The 22,727-nt window shown below is 75.3% G+C and carries 19 protein-coding genes; 12 read left to right on the forward strand and 7 right to left on the reverse strand.

Translation table 11 applies throughout. The annotated features are described in order from the left end of the window. Positions 1–78 precede the first annotated feature (78 nt). The 4 genes from IE170_RS08730 (at position 79) to IE170_RS08745 (ending at position 3,307) form a co-directional block, all read left to right on the forward strand. Positions 79–699, forward strand: coding sequence for a dihydrofolate reductase family protein (locus tag IE170_RS08730; RefSeq protein WP_189808717.1), 621 nt, complete (start codon positions 79–81; stop codon positions 697–699). A gap of 129 nt (positions 700–828) precedes the next feature. After that, positions 829–1,437 (forward strand): TetR/AcrR family transcriptional regulator, encoded by a 609-nt coding sequence (locus tag IE170_RS08735; protein WP_189808718.1) that lies wholly within the window; start codon positions 829–831, stop codon positions 1,435–1,437. Beyond that, positions 1,434–2,354 (forward strand): SDR family oxidoreductase, encoded by a 921-nt coding sequence (locus IE170_RS08740; protein ID WP_189808719.1) that lies wholly within the window; start codon positions 1,434–1,436, stop codon positions 2,352–2,354. The genes IE170_RS08735 and IE170_RS08740 overlap by 4 nt, the downstream gene beginning before the upstream one ends. Before the next feature lie 146 nt (positions 2,355–2,500). Then, the gene (locus tag IE170_RS08745) at positions 2,501–3,307 is read left to right on the forward strand and encodes a thioesterase II family protein (protein WP_189808720.1); all 807 of its coding nucleotides are present in this window, start codon (positions 2,501–2,503) and stop codon (positions 3,305–3,307) included. A 22-nt stretch (positions 3,308–3,329) separates the two neighbouring features. Here IE170_RS08745 and IE170_RS08750 read toward each other — a convergent pair whose 3' ends face one another. Next, on the reverse strand, positions 3,330–4,232 hold the full coding sequence (locus tag IE170_RS08750; RefSeq protein WP_189808721.1) for a LysR family transcriptional regulator: 903 nt from the start codon (positions 4,230–4,232) through the stop codon (positions 3,330–3,332). A 120-nt stretch (positions 4,233–4,352) separates the two neighbouring features. On the opposite strand from IE170_RS08750, the gene IE170_RS08755 reads away from it, so the two are divergent. Beyond that, positions 4,353–4,952, forward strand: a complete 600-nt coding sequence (locus IE170_RS08755) for a short chain dehydrogenase (protein WP_189808781.1) — start codon at positions 4,353–4,355, stop codon at positions 4,950–4,952. A 237-nt stretch (positions 4,953–5,189) separates the two neighbouring features. On the opposite strand, the gene IE170_RS08760 is transcribed toward IE170_RS08755, so the two are convergent. Both IE170_RS08760 and IE170_RS08765 read right to left on the reverse strand, forming a co-directional pair. After that, positions 5,190–5,837, reverse strand: coding sequence for a DUF6461 domain-containing protein (locus IE170_RS08760; protein ID WP_189808722.1), 648 nt, complete (start codon positions 5,835–5,837; stop codon positions 5,190–5,192). 157 nt (positions 5,838–5,994) lie between these two features. Beyond that, positions 5,995–7,188 (reverse strand): erythromycin esterase family protein, encoded by a 1,194-nt coding sequence (locus tag IE170_RS08765; RefSeq protein ID WP_308428373.1) that lies wholly within the window; start codon positions 7,186–7,188, stop codon positions 5,995–5,997. Positions 7,189–7,290: 102 nt separating this feature from the next. On the opposite strand from IE170_RS08765, the gene IE170_RS08770 reads away from it, so the two are divergent. Continuing rightward, complete coding sequence (locus IE170_RS08770; protein ID WP_189808723.1) at positions 7,291–8,067, forward strand: TioE family transcriptional regulator; 777 nt, start codon at positions 7,291–7,293, stop codon at positions 8,065–8,067. Positions 8,068–8,116: 49 nt separating this feature from the next. Here the strand turns inward: IE170_RS08770 and IE170_RS08775 are convergent, their stop codons facing one another. The 4 genes from IE170_RS08775 to IE170_RS08790 form a co-directional block, all read right to left on the reverse strand. Beyond that, positions 8,117–10,492 carry a helix-turn-helix domain-containing protein gene (locus tag IE170_RS08775; protein ID WP_189808724.1) on the reverse strand — a complete coding sequence of 792 codons (2,376 nt, stop codon included), beginning with the start codon at positions 10,490–10,492 and terminating at the stop codon, positions 8,117–8,119. A 4-nt stretch (positions 10,493–10,496) separates the two neighbouring features. Then, the gene (locus tag IE170_RS08780; protein WP_189808725.1) at positions 10,497–10,745 is read right to left on the reverse strand and encodes a hypothetical protein; all 249 of its coding nucleotides are present in this window, start codon (positions 10,743–10,745) and stop codon (positions 10,497–10,499) included. A gap of 496 nt (positions 10,746–11,241) precedes the next feature. Then, positions 11,242–12,237, reverse strand: a complete 996-nt coding sequence (locus IE170_RS08785) for a CPBP family intramembrane glutamic endopeptidase (protein ID WP_189808726.1) — start codon at positions 12,235–12,237, stop codon at positions 11,242–11,244. 1,191 nt (positions 12,238–13,428) lie between these two features. Beyond that, on the reverse strand, positions 13,429–14,232 hold the full coding sequence (locus IE170_RS08790) for a TetR/AcrR family transcriptional regulator (protein WP_189808727.1): 804 nt from the start codon (positions 14,230–14,232) through the stop codon (positions 13,429–13,431). Positions 14,233–14,419: 187 nt separating this feature from the next. Here IE170_RS08790 and IE170_RS08795 point away from each other — a divergent pair, with 187 nt between their 5' ends. The 6 genes from IE170_RS08795 to IE170_RS08820 all read left to right on the forward strand — a co-directional run bounded on the left by IE170_RS08795 (position 14,420) and on the right by IE170_RS08820 (position 22,684). Then, on the forward strand, positions 14,420–15,913 hold the full coding sequence (locus IE170_RS08795; RefSeq protein WP_189808728.1) for an MFS transporter: 1,494 nt from the start codon (positions 14,420–14,422) through the stop codon (positions 15,911–15,913). Between the two features lie 110 nt (positions 15,914–16,023). After that, complete coding sequence (locus IE170_RS08800) at positions 16,024–16,857, forward strand: hypothetical protein (protein ID WP_189808729.1); 834 nt, start codon at positions 16,024–16,026, stop codon at positions 16,855–16,857. A 58-nt stretch (positions 16,858–16,915) separates the two neighbouring features. Beyond that, positions 16,916–18,052, forward strand: coding sequence for a DUF4132 domain-containing protein (locus IE170_RS08805; protein ID WP_189808730.1), 1,137 nt, complete (start codon positions 16,916–16,918; stop codon positions 18,050–18,052). Between the two features lie 418 nt (positions 18,053–18,470). After that, positions 18,471–19,829 (forward strand): fibronectin type III domain-containing protein, encoded by a 1,359-nt coding sequence (locus IE170_RS08810; RefSeq protein ID WP_189808731.1) that lies wholly within the window; start codon positions 18,471–18,473, stop codon positions 19,827–19,829. A 58-nt stretch (positions 19,830–19,887) separates the two neighbouring features. Then, a complete protein-coding gene (locus IE170_RS08815) occupies positions 19,888–20,640 on the forward strand; it encodes a lytic polysaccharide monooxygenase auxiliary activity family 9 protein (RefSeq protein WP_189808732.1) in 753 nt (250 codons plus the stop codon). Positions 20,641–21,712: 1,072 nt separating this feature from the next. After that, the gene (locus IE170_RS08820) at positions 21,713–22,684 is read left to right on the forward strand and encodes a helix-turn-helix transcriptional regulator (RefSeq protein WP_229884650.1); all 972 of its coding nucleotides are present in this window, start codon (positions 21,713–21,715) and stop codon (positions 22,682–22,684) included. Positions 22,685–22,727 lie beyond the last annotated feature (43 nt).

Raw genomic sequence — 22,727 nt, forward strand, 5'->3', positions numbered from 1 at the left:
TCCGCAGGTGCGCGACCCGGCTGCCGGCCAACGGCACTGGGGCGCACCGCGGCAGCGGACCAACAGGAGGGACCCGGCGTGCGCCGACTCGTCTACTACATCGCCACCACGCTCGACGGCTTCATCGCCGGCCCGGACGGCGCCGACCCGACCGGCCCGAACGGCTTCTGGCCGATCGCGGAGGACTACCTCCAGCACCTCGTGGCCGAGTACCCGGAGACCCTGCCGGTCCAGGCCCGGCAGGCGCTGTCCGTCACCGCCGAGGGCACCCGGTTCGACACCGTCCTCGAAGGGCGTCGCACGTACGAGATCGGCCTCGCGGCCGGCATCCCCGACGCCTACCCCCACCTGCGGCACATCGTGTTCTCCCGCACCCTCACCGAGGTCCCGGCCCCGGCGGTCGAGCTGGTCTCCGGCGACCCGGTGGCGACCGTGCGCGAGCTGAAGCAGCAGGACGGCAAGGACATCTGGCTGATCGGCGGCGCCGAGCTGGCCGGCTCCCTCTACGCCGAGATCGACATGCTCGTCCTCAAGGTCGCGCCGCTCACCCTGGGCGACGGCATCCCGCTCTTCTCCCGCAAGGCCGCCTTCGACCCGCGCACGTGGACGCTCACCGACCACACGGTCCTGAAGAGCGGGGCGGCGTTCCTCACCTACACCCGCCCCACCGACACCGACACCGACACCGACACCGCCTGACGCCGAGGCGGCGCGGCCCCACCCGCGCCGCCGTCCGGCCCCACCACCTGCCGGTTTGCCGCCGCCCCCGCCGCGCGCTTTAATGAATGAACGGTCATTCATTAACTGTGAAAGCGGGTGGGCAGGGACATGGCACGACCCCGCGGCGTCGAGGACGCGGTGATCCTGCGGGCCGCCGTCGACGTGATCGGCCGGTCCGGGCCCGGCGGCCTCACCCTGGCCGCCGTCGCCCGCGAAGTCGGGCTCGTCCCCGGCACGCTCGTGCAGCGGTTCGGCTCCAAGCGCGGCCTGCTCCTCGCGCTCGCCGAGCAGGCCGCGCGCGAAGCGGAGGACCTGCCCGTCCGCGCCCGCCAAGGCCACGACAGCCCCCTCGCCGCCCTGGAGGCGCTGCTCGTCTCCTCCACGGAGCACATGGCGACACCCGAGGCGTTCGCGCACCATCTGGGGGTCCTGTGCATCGACCTGACCGACCCGGAATTCCACCGCCACGCCCTGGCCGTGCACCGCGCCCAGCAGCGCGCCGTCGAAGCCCTCCTCGGCGAGGCGGCCGGGGCCGGGGAGCTCCGCCCCGGTACGGACACCGCCGCGCTCGCGGCGACCGTACAGGCCGCCGCAGCAGGCGCCGGCCTCGTCTGGGCCCTCGACCGCAGCGGCAGCCTCGCCGACCGTGTGCGCCGCGAACTCGCCGCCGTACTCCGCGCCCACCAACCCCACCACCCACGCCCGGAGGAACGATGACGTACGCCACCCCCGCCCGGCCCCTCGCCGGCAAGGTCGCCCTCGTCGCCGGCGGCACCCGCGGCGGAGGCCGCGGCACGGCCGTCGCCCTCGGCGCGGCCGGCGCGACGGTGTACGTCACCGGCCGCAGCAGCCGCACCGCCGGCCGCTCCCCCCTCGACCGCCCCGAGACCGTCGAGGAGACCGCCGCCCGGGTCACCGCTGCCGGCGGCCTCGGCATCCCCGTACGCGTCGACCACAGCGACCCCGACGAAGTCCGCGCCCTCACCGCCCGCATCGGCGCCGAGCAGTCGGGCCGGCTCGACATCCTCGTCAACTCGGTCTGGGGCGGCGACCCGCTCACCGACTGGGAGCACCCGCTGTGGGAGCAGGACCTCGACACCGGCCTGCGGCTGCTCCGCCAGGCCGTCGAGACGCACATCATCACCAGCCGCCACGCCCTCCCCCTGATGGTCGCGCAGGGCAGTGGGCTCGTCGTCGAGGTCACCGACGGCAACACCGCCCGCTACCGCGGCTCGTTCTTCTACGACCTCGCCAAGTCGGCCGTCATCCGCCTCGCCTTCGCCCAGGCCGCCGAACTGAGGGAGCACGGCGTCGCCGCCGTCGCCGTCACCCCCGGCTTCCTGCGTTCCGAGGCGGTGCTCGACCACTTCGGCGTCACCGAGGACACCTGGCGCGACGCCGTCGCCCGGGATCCCGACTTCGCGCACTCCGAAAGCCCCGCCTACCTGGGCCGCGCGATCGCCGCCCTGGCCGCCGACCCGGACGTCCTGCGGTGGACGGGCCGCGCCCTCGCAACCTGGTCCCTGTACAAGGAGTACGGCTTCACCGACACCGACGGCACCCAGCCCGACTTCGCCGCCCACTGGGCCGATGCCCTCGAACCGGTCCACGGCCCCCTCGGCGAGCCGCTGTAGCAGCCGCCTGCCCCGGGTGTGCCGTCCCCGGGGACCCCGGTGCCTCGGCGTGCGCCGGGCACCAGCATGCTGGTGCCCGGCGGGGCCACCGCCGGGCGGGCGGCGCAGCGCCCGTACGCGGACGAACGACGACCGGAGAAACCAGGATGCAGGACGCAGACCGCTGGCTGAAGCGCTTCACCCCCGCAAGCAGCCCCGCAACCGGCCGCACGCCCGGCACGGCTGCCCTCACGCCCCCGACCCGCATCCGCTCCCGCGTCGTCTGCCTGCCCCACGCCGGCGGCGCCGCCCCCGCCTACCAGCCGTGGGCCCGTCACCTCCCCGCCGACACCGAGCTGTTGGCCGTCCAGTACCCCGGCCGCCAGGAGCGGCTCGGCGAGCCCTGTGCCGACACCCTCGGCGAGCTCGCCGACGCGGTCGCCGCCGCCCTCGCCGCGCTCCCCGTCCTGCCCACCGTCGTCTTCGGCCACAGCATGGGCTCGCTCGTCGCGTACGAAACCGTCCTGCGGCTCGCCCGGCACGCCCCGCAGGCGCTGCCCGTGCGGCTCTTCGTCTCCGGCGCGCCCGCCCCCGCGCACGACCGCACCAACCTGCCCGCCCCGGACGACGCCTCCCTCCTCGCGTACGTCCGCAACCAGGGCGCCGCCCAGCCCGAGGTGTACGACATCCCCGAGCTCCGCGAGCTCCTGATGCCCTCCCTCCGCGGCGACTTCGCGCTGCTCGCCCGCTACCGCCCGGCCCGGCCGCCGGCCCGCGTCCCCGTACCGGTGACGGCCCTCGGCGGCGACTCCGACGCGGGCTGCCCGCCCGAATCCCTCGCCACCTGGGCCGACGCCACCACCGCGGACTTCGCCTCCCGCGTCTTCCCCGGCGGCCACTTCTACCTCCAGGGCCGCGAGGACACCCTGGCCGGGCTGGTCACGACGGCCCTCCGCGCGGCGGCAGCCCGCTGACGGGCCCGCGGCGGCCGCCGGCTCAGGCGCCGGACGCGCGGCCGTCGCCGCCGTCCCCGCCGCCGCTCACCACGTCGCGGACCGCCGCCCGGAACTCGTCCGTCCGCGGGTGCGTGGGGTGCGCGGGCCGCGCCAGGTACACGGTGGCCGCCGGAGCGTCCGCCACCGGCACGAAGCGGACGCCCGGGTGGCCGTGGCTCTCCGCCGTGCCCGCCGCGCCGACGCCGAACGCCCCGCCGATCGCGATCAGGTTCAGCCACTCGTCCACGTTGCGGACCTCCACCGTCCGGGCCGGCCGCTGCCCCGCCGGCCACAGCTCCGGCGACGCCGTGCCCGTCTCCGGCCACAGGGCCAGCGGCAGCTCCCGGCCCGCCGTCAGCTCCGCCAGCAGCACCTGCTCCCTGCCCGCCAGCGGATCGTCGTCCGGCAGCGCGGCGACCCGGCCCTCCGTGTACAGCGCCTCCGTGCGGATCCGCCGGTCCGCCGGCACCGTGCGCAGCACCGCCAGGTCCGCGTCCCCCGTGGCCAGGCCCGCGGTACTGCTGTCGTGCCGCACCACCTCCAGCGGGACGTGCGGGTGCGTACGCCGCCACGAGCGCAGCAGCGGCACCGTCTGCTGCCCGAGCACCGCGCACGTGTAGCCCAGGCGCAGCGGCCGCGACACCTCTCGCGTGTCGGCGAGGGCCGCGTCCAGATGCGCCAGGATGGCCCGGGCGTGCCCGAGCAGCGTCGTGCCCGCGGCGGTCAGGGCCGGCCGCCGCGAGGACCGGTCGACGAGCCGCACCCCGACCCGCGCCTCCAGCTGCGCCAGCGTCCGCGACAGCGCCGGCTGGGTGATGTGCAGCCGCGCCGCGGCCGCGGTGACCGTGCCGGCCGCGGCGACCGCGTCCAGGGCCCTCAGGTGCCGCAGCTCCACGCCATCCATGCCTGTGAAGCATAGTCGCTGCCCAGACGGCATTTCCGCCCGCGCGGAAGGCTCCGTAGCGTCGAAGGGGCCGAGGCGCCCCGCCCCGGCGGAGAAACGTTCTCAGAGAGACGGTGCATGGTGAGGATCCTCCTGGTCGGAGCGGGCGGCACGCTCGGCGGCGCGGTACGCGCGGCGCTGTCGGAACGCGGACACGAGGTGGTCGGCGTCGGCCGCACCGGCGGCGACCTGGTCGCCGACGTCACCGACCCGGAGGCCGTCGCCCGTCTGTACGCGCAGGCCGGCCCGCTGGACGCAGTCGCGGTCGCCGCGGGCGACGCCGTCTTCCGCCCGCTCGCCGAACTGACCGCCGACGACATCGCGGCGACCCTGCGCGGCAAGGCGCTCGGCCAGCTGGAACTCGTCCGCCAAGGCGCCCGGCACGTGGCGCCGACCGGCTCGTTCACGCTGATCAGCGGCATCCTCACCGAGGAGCCGATCCCCGCCGGAGCGGCCGCCTCCGCGGCGAACGGCGCCGTCGAGGCCTTCGTCCGCGCCGCCGCGATCGAACTCCCGCCCCAGCGCATCAACGCGATCAGCCCCACCGTCGCCGAGGAGTCCCTCCCCGCGTACGCCCCGTTCTTCCCCGGAATGGAACCGGTCCCCGCCTCCCGCGTGGCCACGGCATACGTCCGCTCGATCGAGGGCGCCCAGACGGGCCGGATCTACCGCGTCCACTGACGCCGGAGGTGGCGGCCTGCACCGCACCGCGGGGCCGAAGGCTGCTGAGGGCAGTGGCAGCCCGGGTCGACCGCCGCCGGCCACGGGGCAGGGGAGGAGGGTCACCGAGGCAGACGACCGGTTCCTCCCCGGCCTGGGCGTGCGCCGTGGCAGCCTCGACCTCTTCACAATGCCTGCTTCGTGGAACCGTTCCCCGTCGACGCCGGTGACATCGATCACGATCACCATCCCGGTCCACTAATCGGCAGGCTGCTCCGGCACGAGCCCGAAGTGGTACTCGGCGTGCGTGAGGAGTTCCTCCGTGAGCCGTACACCCGTCAGCTGCTCGGTGAGGGCAAGGACCGCCGCCTTGGCATCGGCGCTCGCACCCGTGCATACCCCGCCCTCAGCCAAGTCGAAGCCGATCTCCCGCATCATCGGGACCAACTCGTCCGGCGTGCTGCCGTACCTGCGCGTGGGCCATTCGAAGCCGGTTTGCAACTCGCCGTTCTCGTACCAGTCGAAGAGTTCGATCGGCTTGCCCCCGTTGGTGGAATGCGACACGGCCCGCCCGTTCAGTGACAGGGCGGGGAGGAACCGCGACATGCCCGAGCTCCCGTCGAAGGCGAAGACGAGCGTCCATTCGCCGCCCCTACCCGGAACGGTGCAAGCACCTGCGATGAACGAGTCGTCCCAGTAATCTGTCGCATCCCGATGGTCCTCATGCTGCTCGACCAGTGCGTCCAGGCCCTCACCCGTTCCCTGCGGCTCGGCCTCCATCAGACGCAGCGCCTCTGCCGGGGCGATGCCACGGACGAGTGCCAGGCCGTATCCGCCCGCCATCGCGGCGCAGAACATCCGGGAGGAACGGATCCAGGCGTAATCCTGTGCAGTCACCGAAGTCATGCACCGAAGCCTGCCTCCCGGCACTGACACGCCGGCCGCACTCGGCCACGGGTGCAGGGCCCGGACACGGCGCCCGCCGATCGGCCCGCGCCTTGAGGAGCGCCAACGCGACTGCCCGGGCCGCGAGCGGCAGCCGCCGGCGCGGCCCGGGACCCGGCTACCCGGCCGCCGTCGCCGCGTCGGCCTGGTGGCCGGCGGTCGTCCGCGGGCCGTCCGGGATGTGGAGGACCGCTGCCGCGCCCGCCAAGACCGCCGCCCCGAGGGGGAAATAGCCCTGCTGCGGCACGGTGTCGGTGCGCGTACGGGCCGAGCCGGCCCCGGGGGCCGCGGTCAGCCCCCACTCTGAGCCCTCCGCCCGCCGCTGCAGCAGCCCCTCGTACGTGTCCGGCTCCGGCTCGCCCAGGCCGATCGCCGCGCTGCGGCCCAGGCTGCCGGCGACGAACGCGTACTCCGCGCCCAGCAGGGCCCCCACCACCGCGCCGGCACCGGACCAGGTGAGGTCCGCGTCCCCCAGCCGCATGCTGCTCGGCGGCCGCTGGAGGTGGAGGTTGTGCGCGCAGACCAGCGTCGGACCCCGCCCGGCCTCGGCGGCGCGGATGGCGAGCAGGTTCTCCGCCATCAGCCCGTCCCGCACGGCGAGCAGCCCCCGCACCCGCTCCGGCTGGTCCATGGGCCGCGCCGCCTGCCGGTGGTAGCGCAACAGGCCGCGCCCCGCGGCGAGGTGGACGCCCGCCCGGTGCCACTCCTCCCGTGACGTGGCCGCGATCCGCTCCGGCGCGCGCGCGTACAGTGCGCCCCACAGGTCGTCGGCGAGCGCCAGCAGCGCCGTGGTCGCCGGCTCGGCCCCCGGCGAGGCCGCCGCGTCCAGGACCGCCTCCGGGCGGCTCCACCGCGCGTCGTCGCCGGCCAGCTCCGCGAGGTCCGCGCCGAGGTCCAGGCCCAGGTGGGCGCGCGCGTGCTCCAGGTACGGGCGCGGACTGGGCGCGCTCATGGACTCCGTCGGCGCGTCGAAGCCGTGGAAGGCGAGCCGCTCCTGCGGGGGCCGGTTCCGGTTGTACGCGTGCATCCACGCGACGAGCCGCCGGTTGGCCGCCGACTCCCCCCAGCCGTGGCTGAACCCCTCGCGCATCACCGCGTCGAGGGTCCCCCGCCCCTTGCGGACGTAGTCGTCGACGGCGAGCGCGGCCACTCGGTCGACCTCCAGGGCGACCGACCGGAAGCCGATCCCGGCGAGCTGCCCGAACAGGTCGTTGCGGACCCACCCGAAGGCGGGTTCAAGGTGCGTCGGCTCTCCCAGGCCCAGCAGGGCGCACGACGCAGGGACGATTTCCCGGATGTCCTGACTCATCATGTCCCGCAAGCGTATCTTTGAAAGCCCGGTGGAGGCTTTGCTCTCCATTGGCCGTGTGCACACGGCACCGGAGTGCCCGAAGTCTCAAACAGCAGGGAAGCCATGCGACCAGCCGACCTGGCCCGCGGGCACGGCATCTCCACCCAGGCCGTCCGCAACTACGAGCGCGACGGCTTCCTCCCGCCCGCCGAGCGCACCGCCAGTGGCTACCGCGTCTACACCCCGCTGCACGCGGCCGCACTGCGCACCTTCCTCGCGCTCGTCGCCGCGTACGGGCACCAGCCGGCCGGCCGCATCATGAACGCCGTCCACCACGACTCCCTCGACGACGCCCTCGACGCCGTCGACCGGGGCCACGCGCGGCTGCTGCGCGACCGGGAGACCCTCGCCGCCGTACGGCAGGCCGTCGGCCACCTCGCGGCGGAGCCTGCGCACTCCGCCCCCGGCCCACCCGCCCGGGCCGGCGGGCCCCTTACCGTCGGCGAACTCGCCCGCTGGCTCGGCGTCACCCCGGCGACCCTGCGCAACTGGGAGACCGCCGGGATCCTCGACCCCGCCCGCGAACCCGGCACCGGGTACCGCGTCTTCCGCGAGGCCGACGTACGCGACGCCGAACTCGCCCACCTCCTGCGGCGCGGCGGCTACCCCCTGGACCGCATCACCACGGTCGTCCGGCAGATCCGCGCGACCGCCCGCACCGGGACCGTCACCGGCGCGGGCGCCGACGCCCTCACCCGCGCCCTCGACGACTGGCAGCGGCAGCTCACCGCGCGGGGCGTGGCCATGCTCACCGCAGCCGCCCGGCTCGGCGACTACCTGGCCCTCCGCGACGGCCCCGCCGGGCCGGACCCCGCCGACGCGGGGCCACCCGCCGAATGAACGGCGGCCCCGGACGGGTCCCGGCCCCGGCAGACCCCCGGCGCGCCCGTCACGGGCCGTCGAACTCCGGCAGGGACGGCGCATGGCGGTACCACCGGGCGATCGCCGGATGCGTGAACGACCACCCCTCCGGCCCGACCCGCAGCACCTCCTGCGCGGACGCCTCGTCGAGCAGCCGGTACACCGCGTCCGGGGGCAGCCCCCACACGGCGAACCGGGACGAGACGACCGCCCGGAGCCAGTGCCCGGTCACGGTGGTGCCCGCCAGGAGCGGCACCAGCAGCACGCAGGCGCCCGAGGCGGCGAGCAGCAGCGCAAGGCACAGCACCAGCGCAAGGACCTCCCCGACGATCCACCGCTTCTTCGCGGGGCGCGCCACCTGCTCGGCGGACCACGCGGTGAAACCCAGCACCAGCGCGGCCCCCGTCAGGAACACGATGTCTGCGGCCGATTCCGGCACCGTCACCGCGAACAGCAGCACCAGCCCGCCCGGAACGCCCTTCAGCAACCCCTGCCAGACCCGCCCCACCGGGTCCCCGCGCGGCGCCCGCGGATCCAGCCGGTGCCGCTGGTACCCGTACCAGGCGAAGGCGGTGAGCACGCCCAGCAGGAACCACGCCGGCTCCATGCCCGAGTCGGACGTGCCGTACGGGGACCCGTAGTACGGGTCGCCGGCCCGGCCCTCGGACTCGTACATGTCCAGCATCAGCCACACGAGCATGCCGGTCACGGCCGCGTACGCGGCGGCCTGCCACCGGGAGGGCCGCCGCCCGCGGTAGAGCACCCGCAGGTCCCCGACCGGCCCGCCCTCCTCCTTCTCCCGGAACGCCAGCAGCCGCAGGGCCGCGTGGCGGCGCTGCTCCCGGAACGGCCCCCGGTACTGGCGGTACGGCAGGTACGCGCCGAACAGGTGCCGCACCAGCCGGAGTTGCAGCGACTCCTCCGTCGCGTCCTCGGCGACCAGCTCCGCGGGGTCCGCGCGTCCGTCCGTGTACAGCAGCCGGGCGGCGCCGGCCAGTGTCGGGTCGGCGAGGACCGCGGCGGCCGGCAGGTCGGGCCGGGCCGCGAGCGCTTCCAGCACCGGAGCCCACTCCCGCTGCTTCGTACGGGAACGGGAGCTGCGCTGGATCCAGCCGTCGAGGTCGTCGGCGCCGAGGGGCCGCAGCCGGACCCCGGCGCTGCCGGCGATGACGGTGTCGGTCCGCTCCACCGTGTCGGTGAACTCCGCCCAGCCGCTGACCAGGACGAACGGCGCCTGCTCGGGCAGCCGGTTGAACAGGTGCAGCGCGCAGGCCCGCTGGCGCAGGGTGAGGCTGTCGAAGTCGTCGAGGATGGGCAGCAGGAGGTGCCTGCCGAGCAGGGTGCGGACGTCCTCGGCGGTGCAGCCGGTGAGCGCGCCCGCGATCCAGGCCAGCAGGTCGTCGACCGGGCCCGGCCGGGGGCGCCAGCCGCGCAGCGACACCAGCACGGGCACCGCGCCGGTGTCCGCCGAGGTGAGCAGGCGGGTGCCGAGGTGGCGGGCGAGCTGGGTCTTGCCGGAGCCGCGGTCACCGAGAACGAGCAGGCGCCGGCCGCGGACGAGGGCGTGGACCTCCGCGATCTCGTCGTAGCGCCCGCCGAGGTCGGGGGCGTCGGGGCCCGCATCGGTGAAGTCCGGGCCGACGGTGGTGTAGCGCAGGCGGATCGGCGCCGGGTGGGCGGCCACGCCCCAGGGGCGCCGGTCGGGGGCGAGGGTCCGCCAGGCGTCCCGCTCCAGGGAGCCCGGGCCCGGGCCGTCCGGGCCGGCGGCGGCCTCCCGGCCGGCGGGGACGGCGGGGACGGCGGGGGCGGCGGCGGGGGTGGCCGCCGGGTGCGCCGGGTCGGCGGGGTCCGCGGGGTGCGGCGGGCCGGCGGGGCCCGCGGCCAGGGCGGCGGCCGCCGCCTCGCCGGCCGCCGGGCCGGCCGGGGCGGGGGCCGGGAGCGGGGCCGGGGCCGGGGTCGGCCCCGGCAGGCCGCAGGCCGGGATGCCGCCGCCGACGGGGAAGGGGTCCGTACACGGGTCGAAGCGGGCTCCGCGCGGGCCCGCGGATGGGGCGGCGCCCCTCGGTCCCGGCGGCGGCCCGGCGGCCGGACCCTCCTGCGGCGGGACGGTCCGCGCCCACTGGTGCTCCGCCCGGGCCCGCGCCCAACGGGCCTGCCACAGGTCGAGGTTGGCCTCCGGGTCGCACGCCTGCACCCACGCCCGTACGAGCTCCCAGCGCGGCAGGCTCCGCCCCGACGCGGCGGCGCTGAGCGCACCCTTGCTCCAGTTGACGTCCGTGGAGAGGCGGGCCAGGGTCAGCCCGGCCGCGGCACGGAGCCCGCGCAGTTCCCGCGCGAGCTCCGCCAGGGCCGGGACGCTCGTGTCGAGCGGCTGTTCGGGCCGCCCGCGCCGTCCCGTCGCCATGCCGCTACCGGCCGGCCGGCGGGACGACGGGACCGGCACCGTCCGCGTCGCCGCCGTCGCCGCCGGAGATGCGGCGGGCCAGCTCCAGGCCCGTCGTGGTGACCATCACGATCACCGCGAGGGACGTTCCCGGGTCCTGGCCGAGCACGGCCAGGACGGCGGTGGCCACGGCCACCACCACGACGACGACCACCTTCACGCGCACGGGGGAGGGGCGTACGCCCAGCCCCGGAACCCACCCAACGGAAGCCACGGACATTCCCATCACGGAATCCTCCGATCGAAGCAACGGTCCGGATCGAGGTGCGAAGCGCCTGCGCGAGCCCGCAGTTGGCGCTGCGGGCGGCCGCTCGACGGCCGGAAGCCGACGGGCGCCCACCCACCATGCCCGACCGCCGCCCTCCCCGGCACCGGCCCGAAAAATGCCCCTATGGTCCGCAGTATCCGCTGATGCCCGACCAGGTGAACATGGCACCGCCCGGGCCGTCCGTCCGTGAACTATGCGCCTGCCGATGCGTCCTCGCAGCTCATGGCCACCCTGCGGGCGCGGCGGCGTTCACGAAGAAGAGACCGCACTGAACAACACCCCCTGTCGCGCATACTGCCCTCGGGGGCGCATCCGTGAAGATTCGCGCCCCTCCCGCGGGAGCCGACGGTCCGGATCCACGCACCGGCGGGGGCCGTTGGCGCGGCCCCCGCCCCTCCGCCCCGCACGCCGAACACCCGCCGGGGCGCACTCCGGCACCCGCTCAGGCGGGAAGGCCGGTGCCGGTGCCGGGGCCCGGCAGGCCCGACGGCTGCGGCCCGGGCGGCACCTCCAGCGGTGCCCCGGCCGGATCCGCGGGCCGGCGCGAGGCGATGCCGCGGGCCCGCGCCATCCGGTCGACGACCAGGCAGAACACCGGCGCGCTCACCAGCTCCACGACCAGCGCCTGCCACGGCGCGTCCGCGGCCGTCCCGGAGTCCGCCAACTGCCCGAGGGCGAGCGCGAGTCCGAACGACAGGACGTTGTTCGCCGTGTGCATGGCGATCACGGCCTCCAGGCCGCCGGTCCGCAGGACGAGCCACCCCCACCACAGCGCCGAGTACAGCAGCAGGAAGAAGCCGCTCCACCCGCCGAACCCGTGCGCCAGGGCGAACAGCACGGACGCCACGCACAGCCCGGGCCAGGGGGAGCGCAGGAAGCCGCCGAAGAACTGGACGAGCCAGCCGCGGAAGACGAACTCCTCGGCCGCGGCCTGGAACGGCACCAGCGCCGCGAACAACGCCAGCCCCACCAGCAGCCGCGTCATCCCGGGGACGTCGCCTTCGAAGACCTCGTCCCCGGCCTCCAGCCACTCCCACAGCACGAGGACGCCCATCTGCACGGCCATGACCGGGAACGCCACGGCCGCGCACAGCCCGAGCCACCGCCACCGCATCCGCCCGACCACCGACAAGACCGTCCCCGGCGGCCGCATCCCGCACCACAGCACGGCCAGCAGCACCACGGGGATGCCGATCGCCAGGCCGGTGAGCGCGAGCGCCTGGTCTGCGAGCGGGTCGGCCAGCAGCCGGTCGCTGCCGTCCTCGGGGGCCGGGCCGAAGCCGAGCGCCTGGCCGACCGCCATCCCGATCCCGACGAGCAGCACCATCGCGACCATGAACAGCCCGGTCACGACCGCGAATTCGCCGAGGCGGTGCCACAGGCGCTGGCGTCCGTTGCGGGACTGCTCGTGGTACCGCGTCCCGGCCGGCGCGGCCACCCGCCGCGGCGGCTCCGGCTGTACCGGCCACCCCCAGGCCGCGGCAGGATGCGCATACGGCCCACCCTGCGCGGCCCCGCGGTACGGCTCCCCGCCCCCGAGCGGCGGGGCCCCGGAATGCGGCTGTGGCCCGCCGGGGTGCCCCTGTGGCCCGGCCGCCTGCCCGGGGGGCGCCCACGGGTCGCCCGCCGACCCGGGGGGTGCCCACGGGTCGCGGCCCTCCGGCCGCTCCCGCGCGGCGTCCGCCGCCCGGCCCGGCTCCGATATCTCCGACACGGCCGAAGCCCCTTTCACTCGCCTCGCCCAGGACACCGCGATCACCGGCCCCGGCACGGCACACGGCCGCCCCGGCACCATAAGCGATCACCCGCAGCACCCTCCCTGCCACCGGTGGGAGGGCCGATACCTGCCGTGCCGACACAGCCGAGGCGAGGACCGCTCGCGCCGGCACGGCGCGGTCGGGAGCCGGCCGGAGGTCGCGGGCGGATCCGAGGAGGCGGGCGCCGACCCGATGGAAGGGGACGGCGCGTCGGGAAGCGCGGGCGGCCCCTCCGCGACCGACGACATGCTGCGCCGGGCGGTGCACACCGCGACGAGTCCGCTCATCATTCCGCCCGCGGCCGAAACGGCAGCCATGGACACGTTCACCCAGTCGACCACCACATCGGACGCGTGGAAGTCATCAGTGGGCGTGAGCGGACCCTGCTCCTGGTGGGCCGTCGGCTTCAAGCCCCCTCCTCCACCGCCTGCGAATCCGGGTTCGGCGGAGAACCCCCAGACCACCAGGATCACCGCCGCCAGAGCCAGGCCGGCCACCGCGCCCGCCCACAGCCACCACACGCGCCTTGGCACGGCGCCGCCCCACGGCCGGTCGGCCGCCCCTTCGGCCTCCGCTGCCGGGCCGCTCCGGTTCAGGATGCCGGCCACTGAGTCCGAAAGGACGGTGAGGCGTCGACTTCTGGTGATCATGCGAACTGCTCCTCCGAGGAGTGCCGGGGCCGCAGCGAGGACGGTCCTCCCGCCGCCCGCCGGTACGACTCCATTGCGCCCCGTCAGGCGCGGCGCGTCACGGCACGGCATCCCGCGGCTTGACAGCCGAGATGCCGCGCGCACGCGTCGGTCGGAGAAGGCTGCGGCCGCCGCCGACATCGTCGCCCCACCCCAGGTCGGCGACCCGCGCCGGAGGGACGCCTACCCGGGGAGCCGCAGTGCCAGGCCGTCGAGGACGACCTCCAGCCCGTACGCGAACTTCGCGTCCCGCAGCGCGGCGGGATCGGCGCCGGCGGCGGCCGCGGGGGACCCGTCCCGGGCGCCCGTACCCGCCTGCCCGGCGCCGCCCCCGCCGGTGTGGGCCGCCTGCACGGCCTCGTACTCCTCGTGCAGGTGGGCGTGGCCTGCCGCCGCCTCGGCGGCCGCCGGGATCAGGCGGGCGATGAACTCCGCCTCGCTCTCCCCGGACCGGGCCACCGCCGTCAGCCAGGCCGCCTCCGTCGAGCTCATCCCGATGACGTAGCCGAGGAGGGTCTCGATGGCCCGGCTCGGCTCGGGGAACCCGGCCCCCGTGAACAGCGCCGCGAGCCGCTCGGAGGACCCCATGAGGTTCGGCCCCAGATAGGCGAGCCCGGCCTGGCCGAGCACCGAGGCCAGCCACGGGTGCCGCAGCACGGTGTGGCGGAAGGACGCGGCCGCCTGGGTGGCGGCGGTCCGCCAGTCCCCGTCCCCCTCCTCGCCCGCGGGGACGCGGATCTCGCCGAACACCTCGTCCACCGCGAGCTCCATCAACTCGTCCTTGGTGGCGACGTGCCGGTACAGGGACGTCGCGCCGGCGCCGAGGCGGGCGCCCAGCTTCCGCATGCTCAGCGCCTCGACGCCCTCCGCGTCGAGCACCGCCACGGCCTCGCGGACGATCGCCAACCGGCTGAGCGCGGGCTGTTCGGCCGCCCCGCGCGGTGCGCGGGCCCACACGGACGGGACGGGGTTGCTCTTGCCTGCCATGGCGTCACTCCTGGCTCCTCGAACGCGGACCGGTGCCGCGCGCCTCGCTGCGTACACCGTGCGCACCAGCGTACAGGAGGCGCAGTTGCGTACACCGTTCCGCCGTGCGTACAGTGTGCGCATCGACGGAACGGTGTACGCAGATGGCCGCTCCGCCCACCAACTGCTCCCACCGGAGGGGAAATCCATGGCAGACCGCAATCCACGCCGCTGGTGGATCCTGATCGTGCTGTGCCTCAGCTCGCTGGTCCTCGTGGTCGACTCCATGGCCCTGACCGTCGCGGTCCCGTCCATGACCGCCGACCTCGGCGCGAGCGCCCAGGACACCCAGTGGATCCTCGACTCCTACATCCTGGTCTTCGCCGGCCTGCTGCTGACCTCGGGCAGCCTCGGCGACAGATTCGGCCGCCGCCGCATCATGCTGATCGGCCTGCTGCTCTTCGGCGCCGCCTCGCTCGCCGCGACGTTCTGCACCGACCCCGGGCAGGTCATCGCCGTGCGCACCGCGATGGGCGTCGGCGGCGCGCTGATCATGCCGTCCACCCTCTCGATACTCATCACCGTCTTCGACGAGGACGAGCGGCCCAAGGCCATGGCCGCCTGGGGGTCCGTCTCGATGCTCGGCCTCGTCGGGAGCCCCGTCCTCGGCGGCGTCCTGATCGACCACTTCTCCTGGCACTCGATCTTCCTGATCAACGTGCCGGTCGCCGTCCTCGCCATCGCCGCCGCCCTCACCCTGATGCCCGAGTCGAAGGGGGCCTGGCGCAAGCCGGACCCGCTGGGCGCCGTCCTCTCCGCCGCCGGCATGACCGCCCTCGTGTGGTGGATCATCGAGATCCCGCAGCACGGCGCGTTCGGCGGCCGCTCCGCCGTCACCCTCGGCGTGGCCGTCGCCGCCCTGGTCGGCTTCGTCGTCTGGGAGAACACCACCGAAGCCCCGATGGTCCCGCTGGCCCTCTTCAGGCACCGCAACTTCAGCGGCGGCTCCCTCTCCCTGACGCTCGTGCAGATCGGCAACGGCGGCCTGCTCCTGGTCCTCACCCAGTACCTCCAGTTCGTCCTCGGCTACTCCCCCCTCAAGGCCGGCCTCGCCTTCGTGCCGCTGGCCGTGGCCGCCCTCGTCGGCAACGGCGCCGGCGCCGCCCTCGCCGCCAAGGCCGGGCACCGCGCGCTGATCCTGGCCGGCATGCTCGTGATGGCCGCGGCGTTCGCCCTGCTGACGACCGTCTCCGCCGACAGCGGCTTCACCGTTCCCGCGGTGGCCCTCGGCCTCCTCGGCCTCGGCGCCGGCCTGGCCATGCCGGCCGCGGTCGGCGCCCTGATGGGCACCATCCCCGAGGAGCAGGCCGGCGTCGGCTCCGCCCTCAACGACACCATCCAGCAGGCGGGCACCGCCCTCGGCATCGCGATCCTCGGCTCGCTCCTGACCAGCGGCTACGCCGACCGGATGCCGGCCGGGGCCCCCGACCAGGCCAAGGAGTCGATCGTCGGCGCACTGGCCGCCGCCCAGGGCGAGCCCGGCCTGGTCCACGCCGCCCGCGAGGCGTTCACCTCCGCGATGGCGACGACCTTCACCATCAGCGCGGCGGGCGTCCTGGCCGCGGCCCTCCTGGCCACCCTCGTCATGCGGCCCGCCCCGAAGCCCCGTACGACTGCCCCCGAACCCGAGCCGGTCGCCTGACCAGCACCCACACCGGAGGCCGGAGCCCAAGGGGCCCGGCCTCCGGCATGCGTGCACGCCCGCGACGGGGCCAGAACCGGATTCCGGTTCGGTCCGGTAGGTTGCCTGGCATGAGCACACCCCCGCCGTCCGGACCGCCCCACCCCCTCGGCGGGCAGCAGCCTCCCCCCGCTTCCGGTTTCGGGCCGCCGCCCGGTCCGCCCCCGCAGCAGGCCTGGGCCTTCCCGCCCGCGGCACCGGCCGTCCCGCCGGTGCCGGCCATGCCGCCGCTCCCGCCGGGGGCGCCGCCCCGCCGCGGCGGCACCGGCCGCACCCTCGCGATAGCGGCCGGCGTCCTCGTCCTTCTCGGCGTCCTCGCCGTCCCCGCCCAGAAGGTCCTCGGCACCCTCTCCACCAGCGCGTTCCCTCCGGCCGAGCACATGCTGACGCTCCCGCAGCACCTGCTCGGCGGCCGGTACACGCTCACCGACGACGAATCGGCGGCGATGAAGGAGGAGCTGACCGGCGAGGACGTCCGGCGCGACCCGACCATCCGGGACCCCCGGCCCGCCGTCGGCCACTACAGCGGCTCCGGCACCAAGGACACCGCAGTGCTCTCGTTCTCCGGGATGTACGGGCAGTTCAAGCACCCCGAGTCGGTCCGCGACTCGATCCTGCGCGGCGCCCGCACCTCCGAGAGCGCCGCCGAAGCCGGCCCGCCGAAGGTCTTCCGGCCGGCCGGCTCCGAGGTCGCCGTCAGCTGCCAGGTCCTGACGCTCACCGGCGCAGGCGCCAAGTCGACCGTCCCCATGTGCGCGTGGGGCGACGGGAACACCGCCGCGGTCGTCGGCTGGGTCCTCCCGGACGTCTCCGGCCGCGCCCCCGACGCGGTCGACCTGGCCGGCTTCGCCCGCCTGACCCTCGACGTCCGCGCCGAGACCCGGCGGCCCCTCACCCGTCCCTGAGCCGGCCGCTGCCGCGGGCCGTGGGTCGCCGTCAGTGCCCTCCGGCATGATCGAAGGCATGAGCGATCCACTGGCCCGCGTGTTCGATCCCGGCAACGGGTGGAGCACCCGCATCCACCCGCACCTGACCGGCCTGCCGCCGCACCTGGCCGAACTCGTCCTGCACCTCGCCGACTCCGACACGTTCTGGGACTGGCGCTACAAGGTCGACACCCCCTGGAAGCGCCGCACCAACGCGCTGCTCAAGGCCGACGGCGCCGACGCGCTCGTCCGCCGTGCGGTACACGAACTCGCCGCGGGCGGCTCCTTCCACGACCAGGCCGATCCGGAGCACGTCATCCGCGAGCTCGGGCAGGTCAAGCCCCCCTCCCCGGCCCGTCCGCTCGCGATCGGCTTCCTCCTCGCCGCCGGCCGGCTGAGCGCCGACACCGACGGCCTGAGCGCCGACCTGGCCCTCGTCGCCCGCAAGAACTCCCAGGCCATGGACACCTACCACCGCGTGGACCACGAGATCGCGGGCGCCGCGTTCACCGCCCTCGGCGACCTGCCCGGCAGCGCCGCCATGGAGGAACTGTGGGACCTGCACCAGCGGATCACCCCCTCGATCCACCCGCAGAGGGTCCTCGTGAAGTCCGTGAAACGGGCCGCCGCCCGCCTCGGCGTCCCCGCGCACGAGTTCGCCGAACGCACCGTGCCCCGCCACGGCCTGGAACCGGACGGCACGCTGACCGTCGGCTGGATCGGCCGCGGCGCGCTGTGGTGGAACGCAGCGGTCGACGCCGTCATCACCCTCCACGACACCGGAACGGTCACCGTCGACTGGTCCGACGACAACGGCCGCACCACCCGCACCACGGCCCCCTTCCGCACCCCGTACGGCTACAAGACCCCGATGCGGACCGACAGCATCACCCTGGTGCGGCGCTGCGCCCAGGACATCGCCAAGACCCTCGGAGCGGAACGGACCCGCCTCGCCGCCCTCGCCGACGCCCCGGACCGCACCTGGTCCTGGCGCGACTGGTCCCGCCACTACCGCGACCACCCGGTGACGGGCGTCGTGACCCGCTCCCTGGAGTGGGAGTACCGCCTGCCCGACGAGGACGCCTTCCGGCCCCTCGACCCGGCGGACCTGGACGCCGGCCGCGCCGTCCCCGACACGGCCCGCGTCCGCCTGCGGCCCACCGCCGCGGGCTGAACGTCCGCCGCCGGTCCGGGCCGACGCCTGCGCACCCAGTGCCTGGGCGGGGCGCCCGCCGAGCACGGCATCCGACGGTCCGACCGCAGTCGAGGGCCGCCACCCGCCGGGGTGGCGGCCCTCGCGCGTCCCCGGGCTCCCGGTCGGGCGGGCAGACCGCCCCCGCCGCAGGCGGCGTACAGAAGCGGAATCCTCGGCCGGCTCCTCCGCAGGGTTCCGGACGGCCACCCGACCGGATTCCGGCCCGCACTTCAAGGGCGCCCTAGCCGGACCTTAAGGGACGGATAACAGCGCCTCCACATCCCCTCCGGAGCCCGGAAGCGGACGAATTCGCGCTTAGGGTCACTGGCGTTGACCGAGGCACATCCGATGCCGCCGCCGTCTCCCGGCGGATCGCCTGTTCACCAAGAGGTTCCTGATGTCCCGTAAGCGAATTGCCCTGGCCTGCGCGGCCGTGGTCGTCGGAGCGGCCTCCGTCGCCGTCCCCGTCGCAGCCAACGCCGGAGAGGACGGCGGGCTCGGCGCCGCCTGCCGCATCACGGAGCAGTCCACCGCGTGGTGGGCGTCCGCCGAGGTCTCCGTCGCCAACAAGGGGGACCGGCCCGTACGGGACTGGACCGCCCAGTTCGAGCTGTCGCAGGGCCAGGCCACCATCGACAACCCGTGGGCGTACGAACTCCGCCAGGACGGCAAGCGCGTCACCGTCAAGCCCATAGCCGACCGGGCCGACATCGCCGCCGGCGCCACCCGGGCCGTCAAGGTCGGGATCAACCCCGCCGGCAAGGCCGTCCCCAAGGTCAGCGGCTGCAAGGCCACCGGCCCCGGCAGCGGCAGCGGCACCGGCACCGAGGCGAAGGTCCCCGCCGACAGCGGCTCCTTCGTCAAGGACCACACCGCCGTCCACCTGATGTGGAAGCCCCCCGCAGGCGCCGCCGACACCGACCGCTACGAGGTCTTCCAGAACGGCAAGCAGCTCAAGACCGTCACGGGCACGATGACCGACGTCGAGAAGCTCGCCGCCGGCACCCGCTACACGTTCAAGGTCCGCACCCTCCGCGCCGACGGCAGCACCTCCGGCTTCAGCAAGGACATCGTCCTCACCACACACGCCGCACCCGGCCAGGACGCCGCGAAGCCGGTCATCCCCGCCGACCTCGAAGCCACCGCCTCCGGCCCCTACCAGGCCTCCCTGCGCTGGCACCCCGCCACCGACGACGTCGCCGTCACCGGCTACCGCATCTACCGCGACGGCACGCGCGTCCAGGAAGCCGACGCCAAGACCGACTCCGCAACCGTCTCCGGCCTCACCCCGAGCACCGCCTACCGCTTCAAGGTCACCGCCGTCGACGCCTCCGGCAAGGAGTCCGAGCCGACCCGCGAGGCCGGCGTGACGACGGCGCCGGCGCCCGGCGGCGGCACGGGCGGCGGCGGCACGGGAACGGGCACCGGCGCGGGCGCACCCGGCGACTTCACCGCCACCACCTCCACCAAGCAGGACGGCCCCGTCACCCAGCACTACCTCAACCTTGCCTGGTCCGTCCCCCAGAACCTCGGCCAGATCACCACCTACCAGGTCTACCTGAACGGCAAGCCGGCCCAGACCTTCATGTGGGGCACCGCCACCCCCGTACTGCCCGTGCCGACCACGAAGGGCACCCGCGAAGTACTCGTCGGCTCCCACCCCGGCACCACGTACACGGTGAAGATCCGGGCGCGGCTCGGCGACGGCACGTGGGGCGCCTTCTCCCGCGAACTGACCGTCAAGACCGGCGGCTGACCCCCGCGGCCCCGCGCCCGCCCCACCCACCCCAGGCACACCACCAGGAGCACCCCGCATGAGCACCGCCCCGCAGGCGACGACCTCCCCCGCCCCCACCGAAGCCGTCCGGACGCCCCGCCGCCGCACCGCGGCCCTGCGCCTCACCGCCCTCGCCGTCCTCCCCCTGGCCGTCACCACCCTCGGCACCGGCCCCGCCGCGGCGCACGGCGCGACCTCCGACCCCGTCAGCCGCAGCGTGGCCTGCACGAAGAACCGCACCGCCACCGAAGCCTGCCGCCTCGCCCTCGCCGCGAGCCCCGGAATCCCCGGCGACTGGAAGTCGATCGTCCAGGGCCGGGCCATCGACCACAGCACCCCCACCTCCTCGCCGCAGCACCGCGCCCGCATCCCCGACGGCAAGCTGTGCAGCGCCGGCAACGCCCAGTTCTCCGGCCTGGACCTGCCCCGCGACGACTTCCCCTCGACGACCCTGCCCGGCGGCGCGGAGTACGACCTGCGCTACGACATCAGCGCCCTGCACAACCCGTACCGCATGGAGATGTACGTCACGAAGGACGGCTACGACCCGAAGAAGCCGCTCAAGTGGTCCGACCTGGAGGACACCCCGTTCCTCAGCGCCGACAACACGGCGGCGACGGCGGCCCCGTCCGGCTACCTCGGATCCAAGGCGTTCACGTTCAAGGCGGTGCTCCCGCAGAAGAAGGGCAAGCACCTGATCTACACGATCTGGCACGGCCTGAAGAAGCCCGACGGCTCCTTCCAGAGCGAGGAGGCCTTCTACTCCTGCTCGGACGTCACCTTCAAGTAACCCCCGAGACCGAGGGGGGAGGACCCCCACCCCACCAGGGCCCTCCCCCCTCACCCCGAATCGGGAGCCCGGAGCAGGCGGCGCAAAGGGAAGCCGTACGATCACATGACGGCGGCCCGACGCCCGGATGGACGACGGAAGACGGCCGGGCCCGCCGGCGACCCCAGCACTCTTGCCCTTCGGGAGCGTCGTGGCCTCCAACCGGTCCCAGTCCCAGGTGGAAGTTCCAGCAGCCCTGGCCGCCTCGCAGGACGGCGAAGACTGGCGGGCATGGACCGCCGCCCTGCCGGCCCTGGCCGAGGAGTTCGTATCGGCGGGCCCGGGGCGTCCTCGCACCCCGGCTCCGTTGCCGGCGTCGGGGCGGCCGTAGTCCCGTTCGCAGGGCGGCACCTTCGCATCGGGTATGCCCCGACCCCGACCAGGGCTCTCGCCGACCCGTGCGGCTTGGTGAAAACCAGGGTGCGGCCGGGTGGGACGGAGCGGTCGTCGATCCGGAGGGTGGGGCCTGTCGGGTCGGGGGCCGCGTGAGCCGCTTCGGGATCCGGCCGAGGCGGTCGTCGGGCAGCCGGCCGCTGCGTGGACCGCCGCCCGTCGTTCCATGCGCGATCTGCTGACCAGCACCGACCCCATCCGTCGCCTGGCTTCGCACCACGGTGACGTGACGGCCGAACGGGTGCCGGCCACGGCCGTCATCGAGCCGCTCGTCCACGCCTGGGACCTCGCCCGGGCAGCAGGCGCCGAAGCTGGTCCTCGACGGCGAGGCCGTCGACGCCTGCCTGACCGCCACCACCCCCGTGGCGGGGCAATTCGCCCGCCGGCGGCATGCACGCACCCGCGCTGTCCGCCCCCCCCGCCGCAGGCCACGCCCCGGCAGCAGCTTCCGGCGCTCCTGGGGCGGCAAGCCGGGCGAGTTGCGGTGCCGTTGCCGCCCGTCGGCGCGCCCGTGTCCCGCGACTGTGCCCCCGGCATGCGCCGGCGGGCGTAGGGTCCGACGGGCAAGGACGATCGGGGTCGGCCCGCGCCTCACCGCGGGCCGTTCGGCGAACGGGTGGAGAAGCCGATGGAGCCACTGGTGTTCCACAGCAGGGACCTGGACGAGACCGAGGCCTTCCTCTCCGGCACCTACGCGGACGTACGGATCTCCACCGCGGACGGCGACGGCCCGACCGACACCCGGTTGACGCGCCGGACCACGCCCGGTTTCAGCGTGAACGAGTTCGAGATCGGCTTCGCCATGGGGTACGCGGCGCAGCCCCTCGGCCGGGTCTGCGTGGCAACGGTCCGCTCCGGAACCGTGTCCGTGGACGCGGACGGCACCGGCCCCGCCGCCACCTTCGGGCCCGGCGACACCTTCCTCCACGCCACCCCGGACCGCCCCTACCGCGGATCCCTGCACTCCGTACGCCAGACCGCGGTGCTCTTCGACCCGGCCCTCCTCCCGCGGGTCGCCGCCCGCGGCGCCCGGGACCGCGAGCCCGTCCGCCTGACCGGCCGCCGTCCGCTGAGCGAGCAGGCCGGCCGGCAGCTCGCCGGCACCCTCGCCCACCTCGCGCACATCGCCGCGCTGCCCCGGCAGCTGCGGACCGAACTGGTGCTGGGCAGCGCCGCGCAGCTCCTCGCCGCCACCGCCCTGGCCACGCTGCCCAGCACGCTCGGCCCCGACGGCCACCGGCCGGGCGGCGACCCGGGCCCGGCGCCCGCCGACGGCCGGGACGCCGGGACGGGAACCCTCCGCCGCGCCATCGCGTTCATCGAGGACAACGCCGACCGCGACATCTCCCTCGCCGACATCTCCGCCGCCGCCCACGTCACCCCGCGGGCCCTGCAGTACGCCTTCTCCCGGCACGCCGGTACGACCCCGCTGGCGTACCTGCGTGACGTACGCCTGGCAGCGGCGCACGCCGATCTGGTCGCCGCCGACCCCTCGGCGGGCGCCACCGTGTCGGCGGTCGCCGCGCGCTGGGGCTTCGCGCACACCGGCCGCTTCGCGGCCGCCTACCGCCGCCGCTACGGAAGCAGCCCGTCCGCCACCCTCCGCAGCTGAGCTGAGCTGAGCTGGGCTGAGCTGGGCTGGGCCGGGCCGGGCG

The sequence above is a fragment of the Streptomyces toxytricini genome, from assembly GCF_014649915.1.
Lineage (GTDB): Bacteria > Actinomycetota > Actinomycetes > Streptomycetales > Streptomycetaceae > Streptomyces > Streptomyces toxytricini.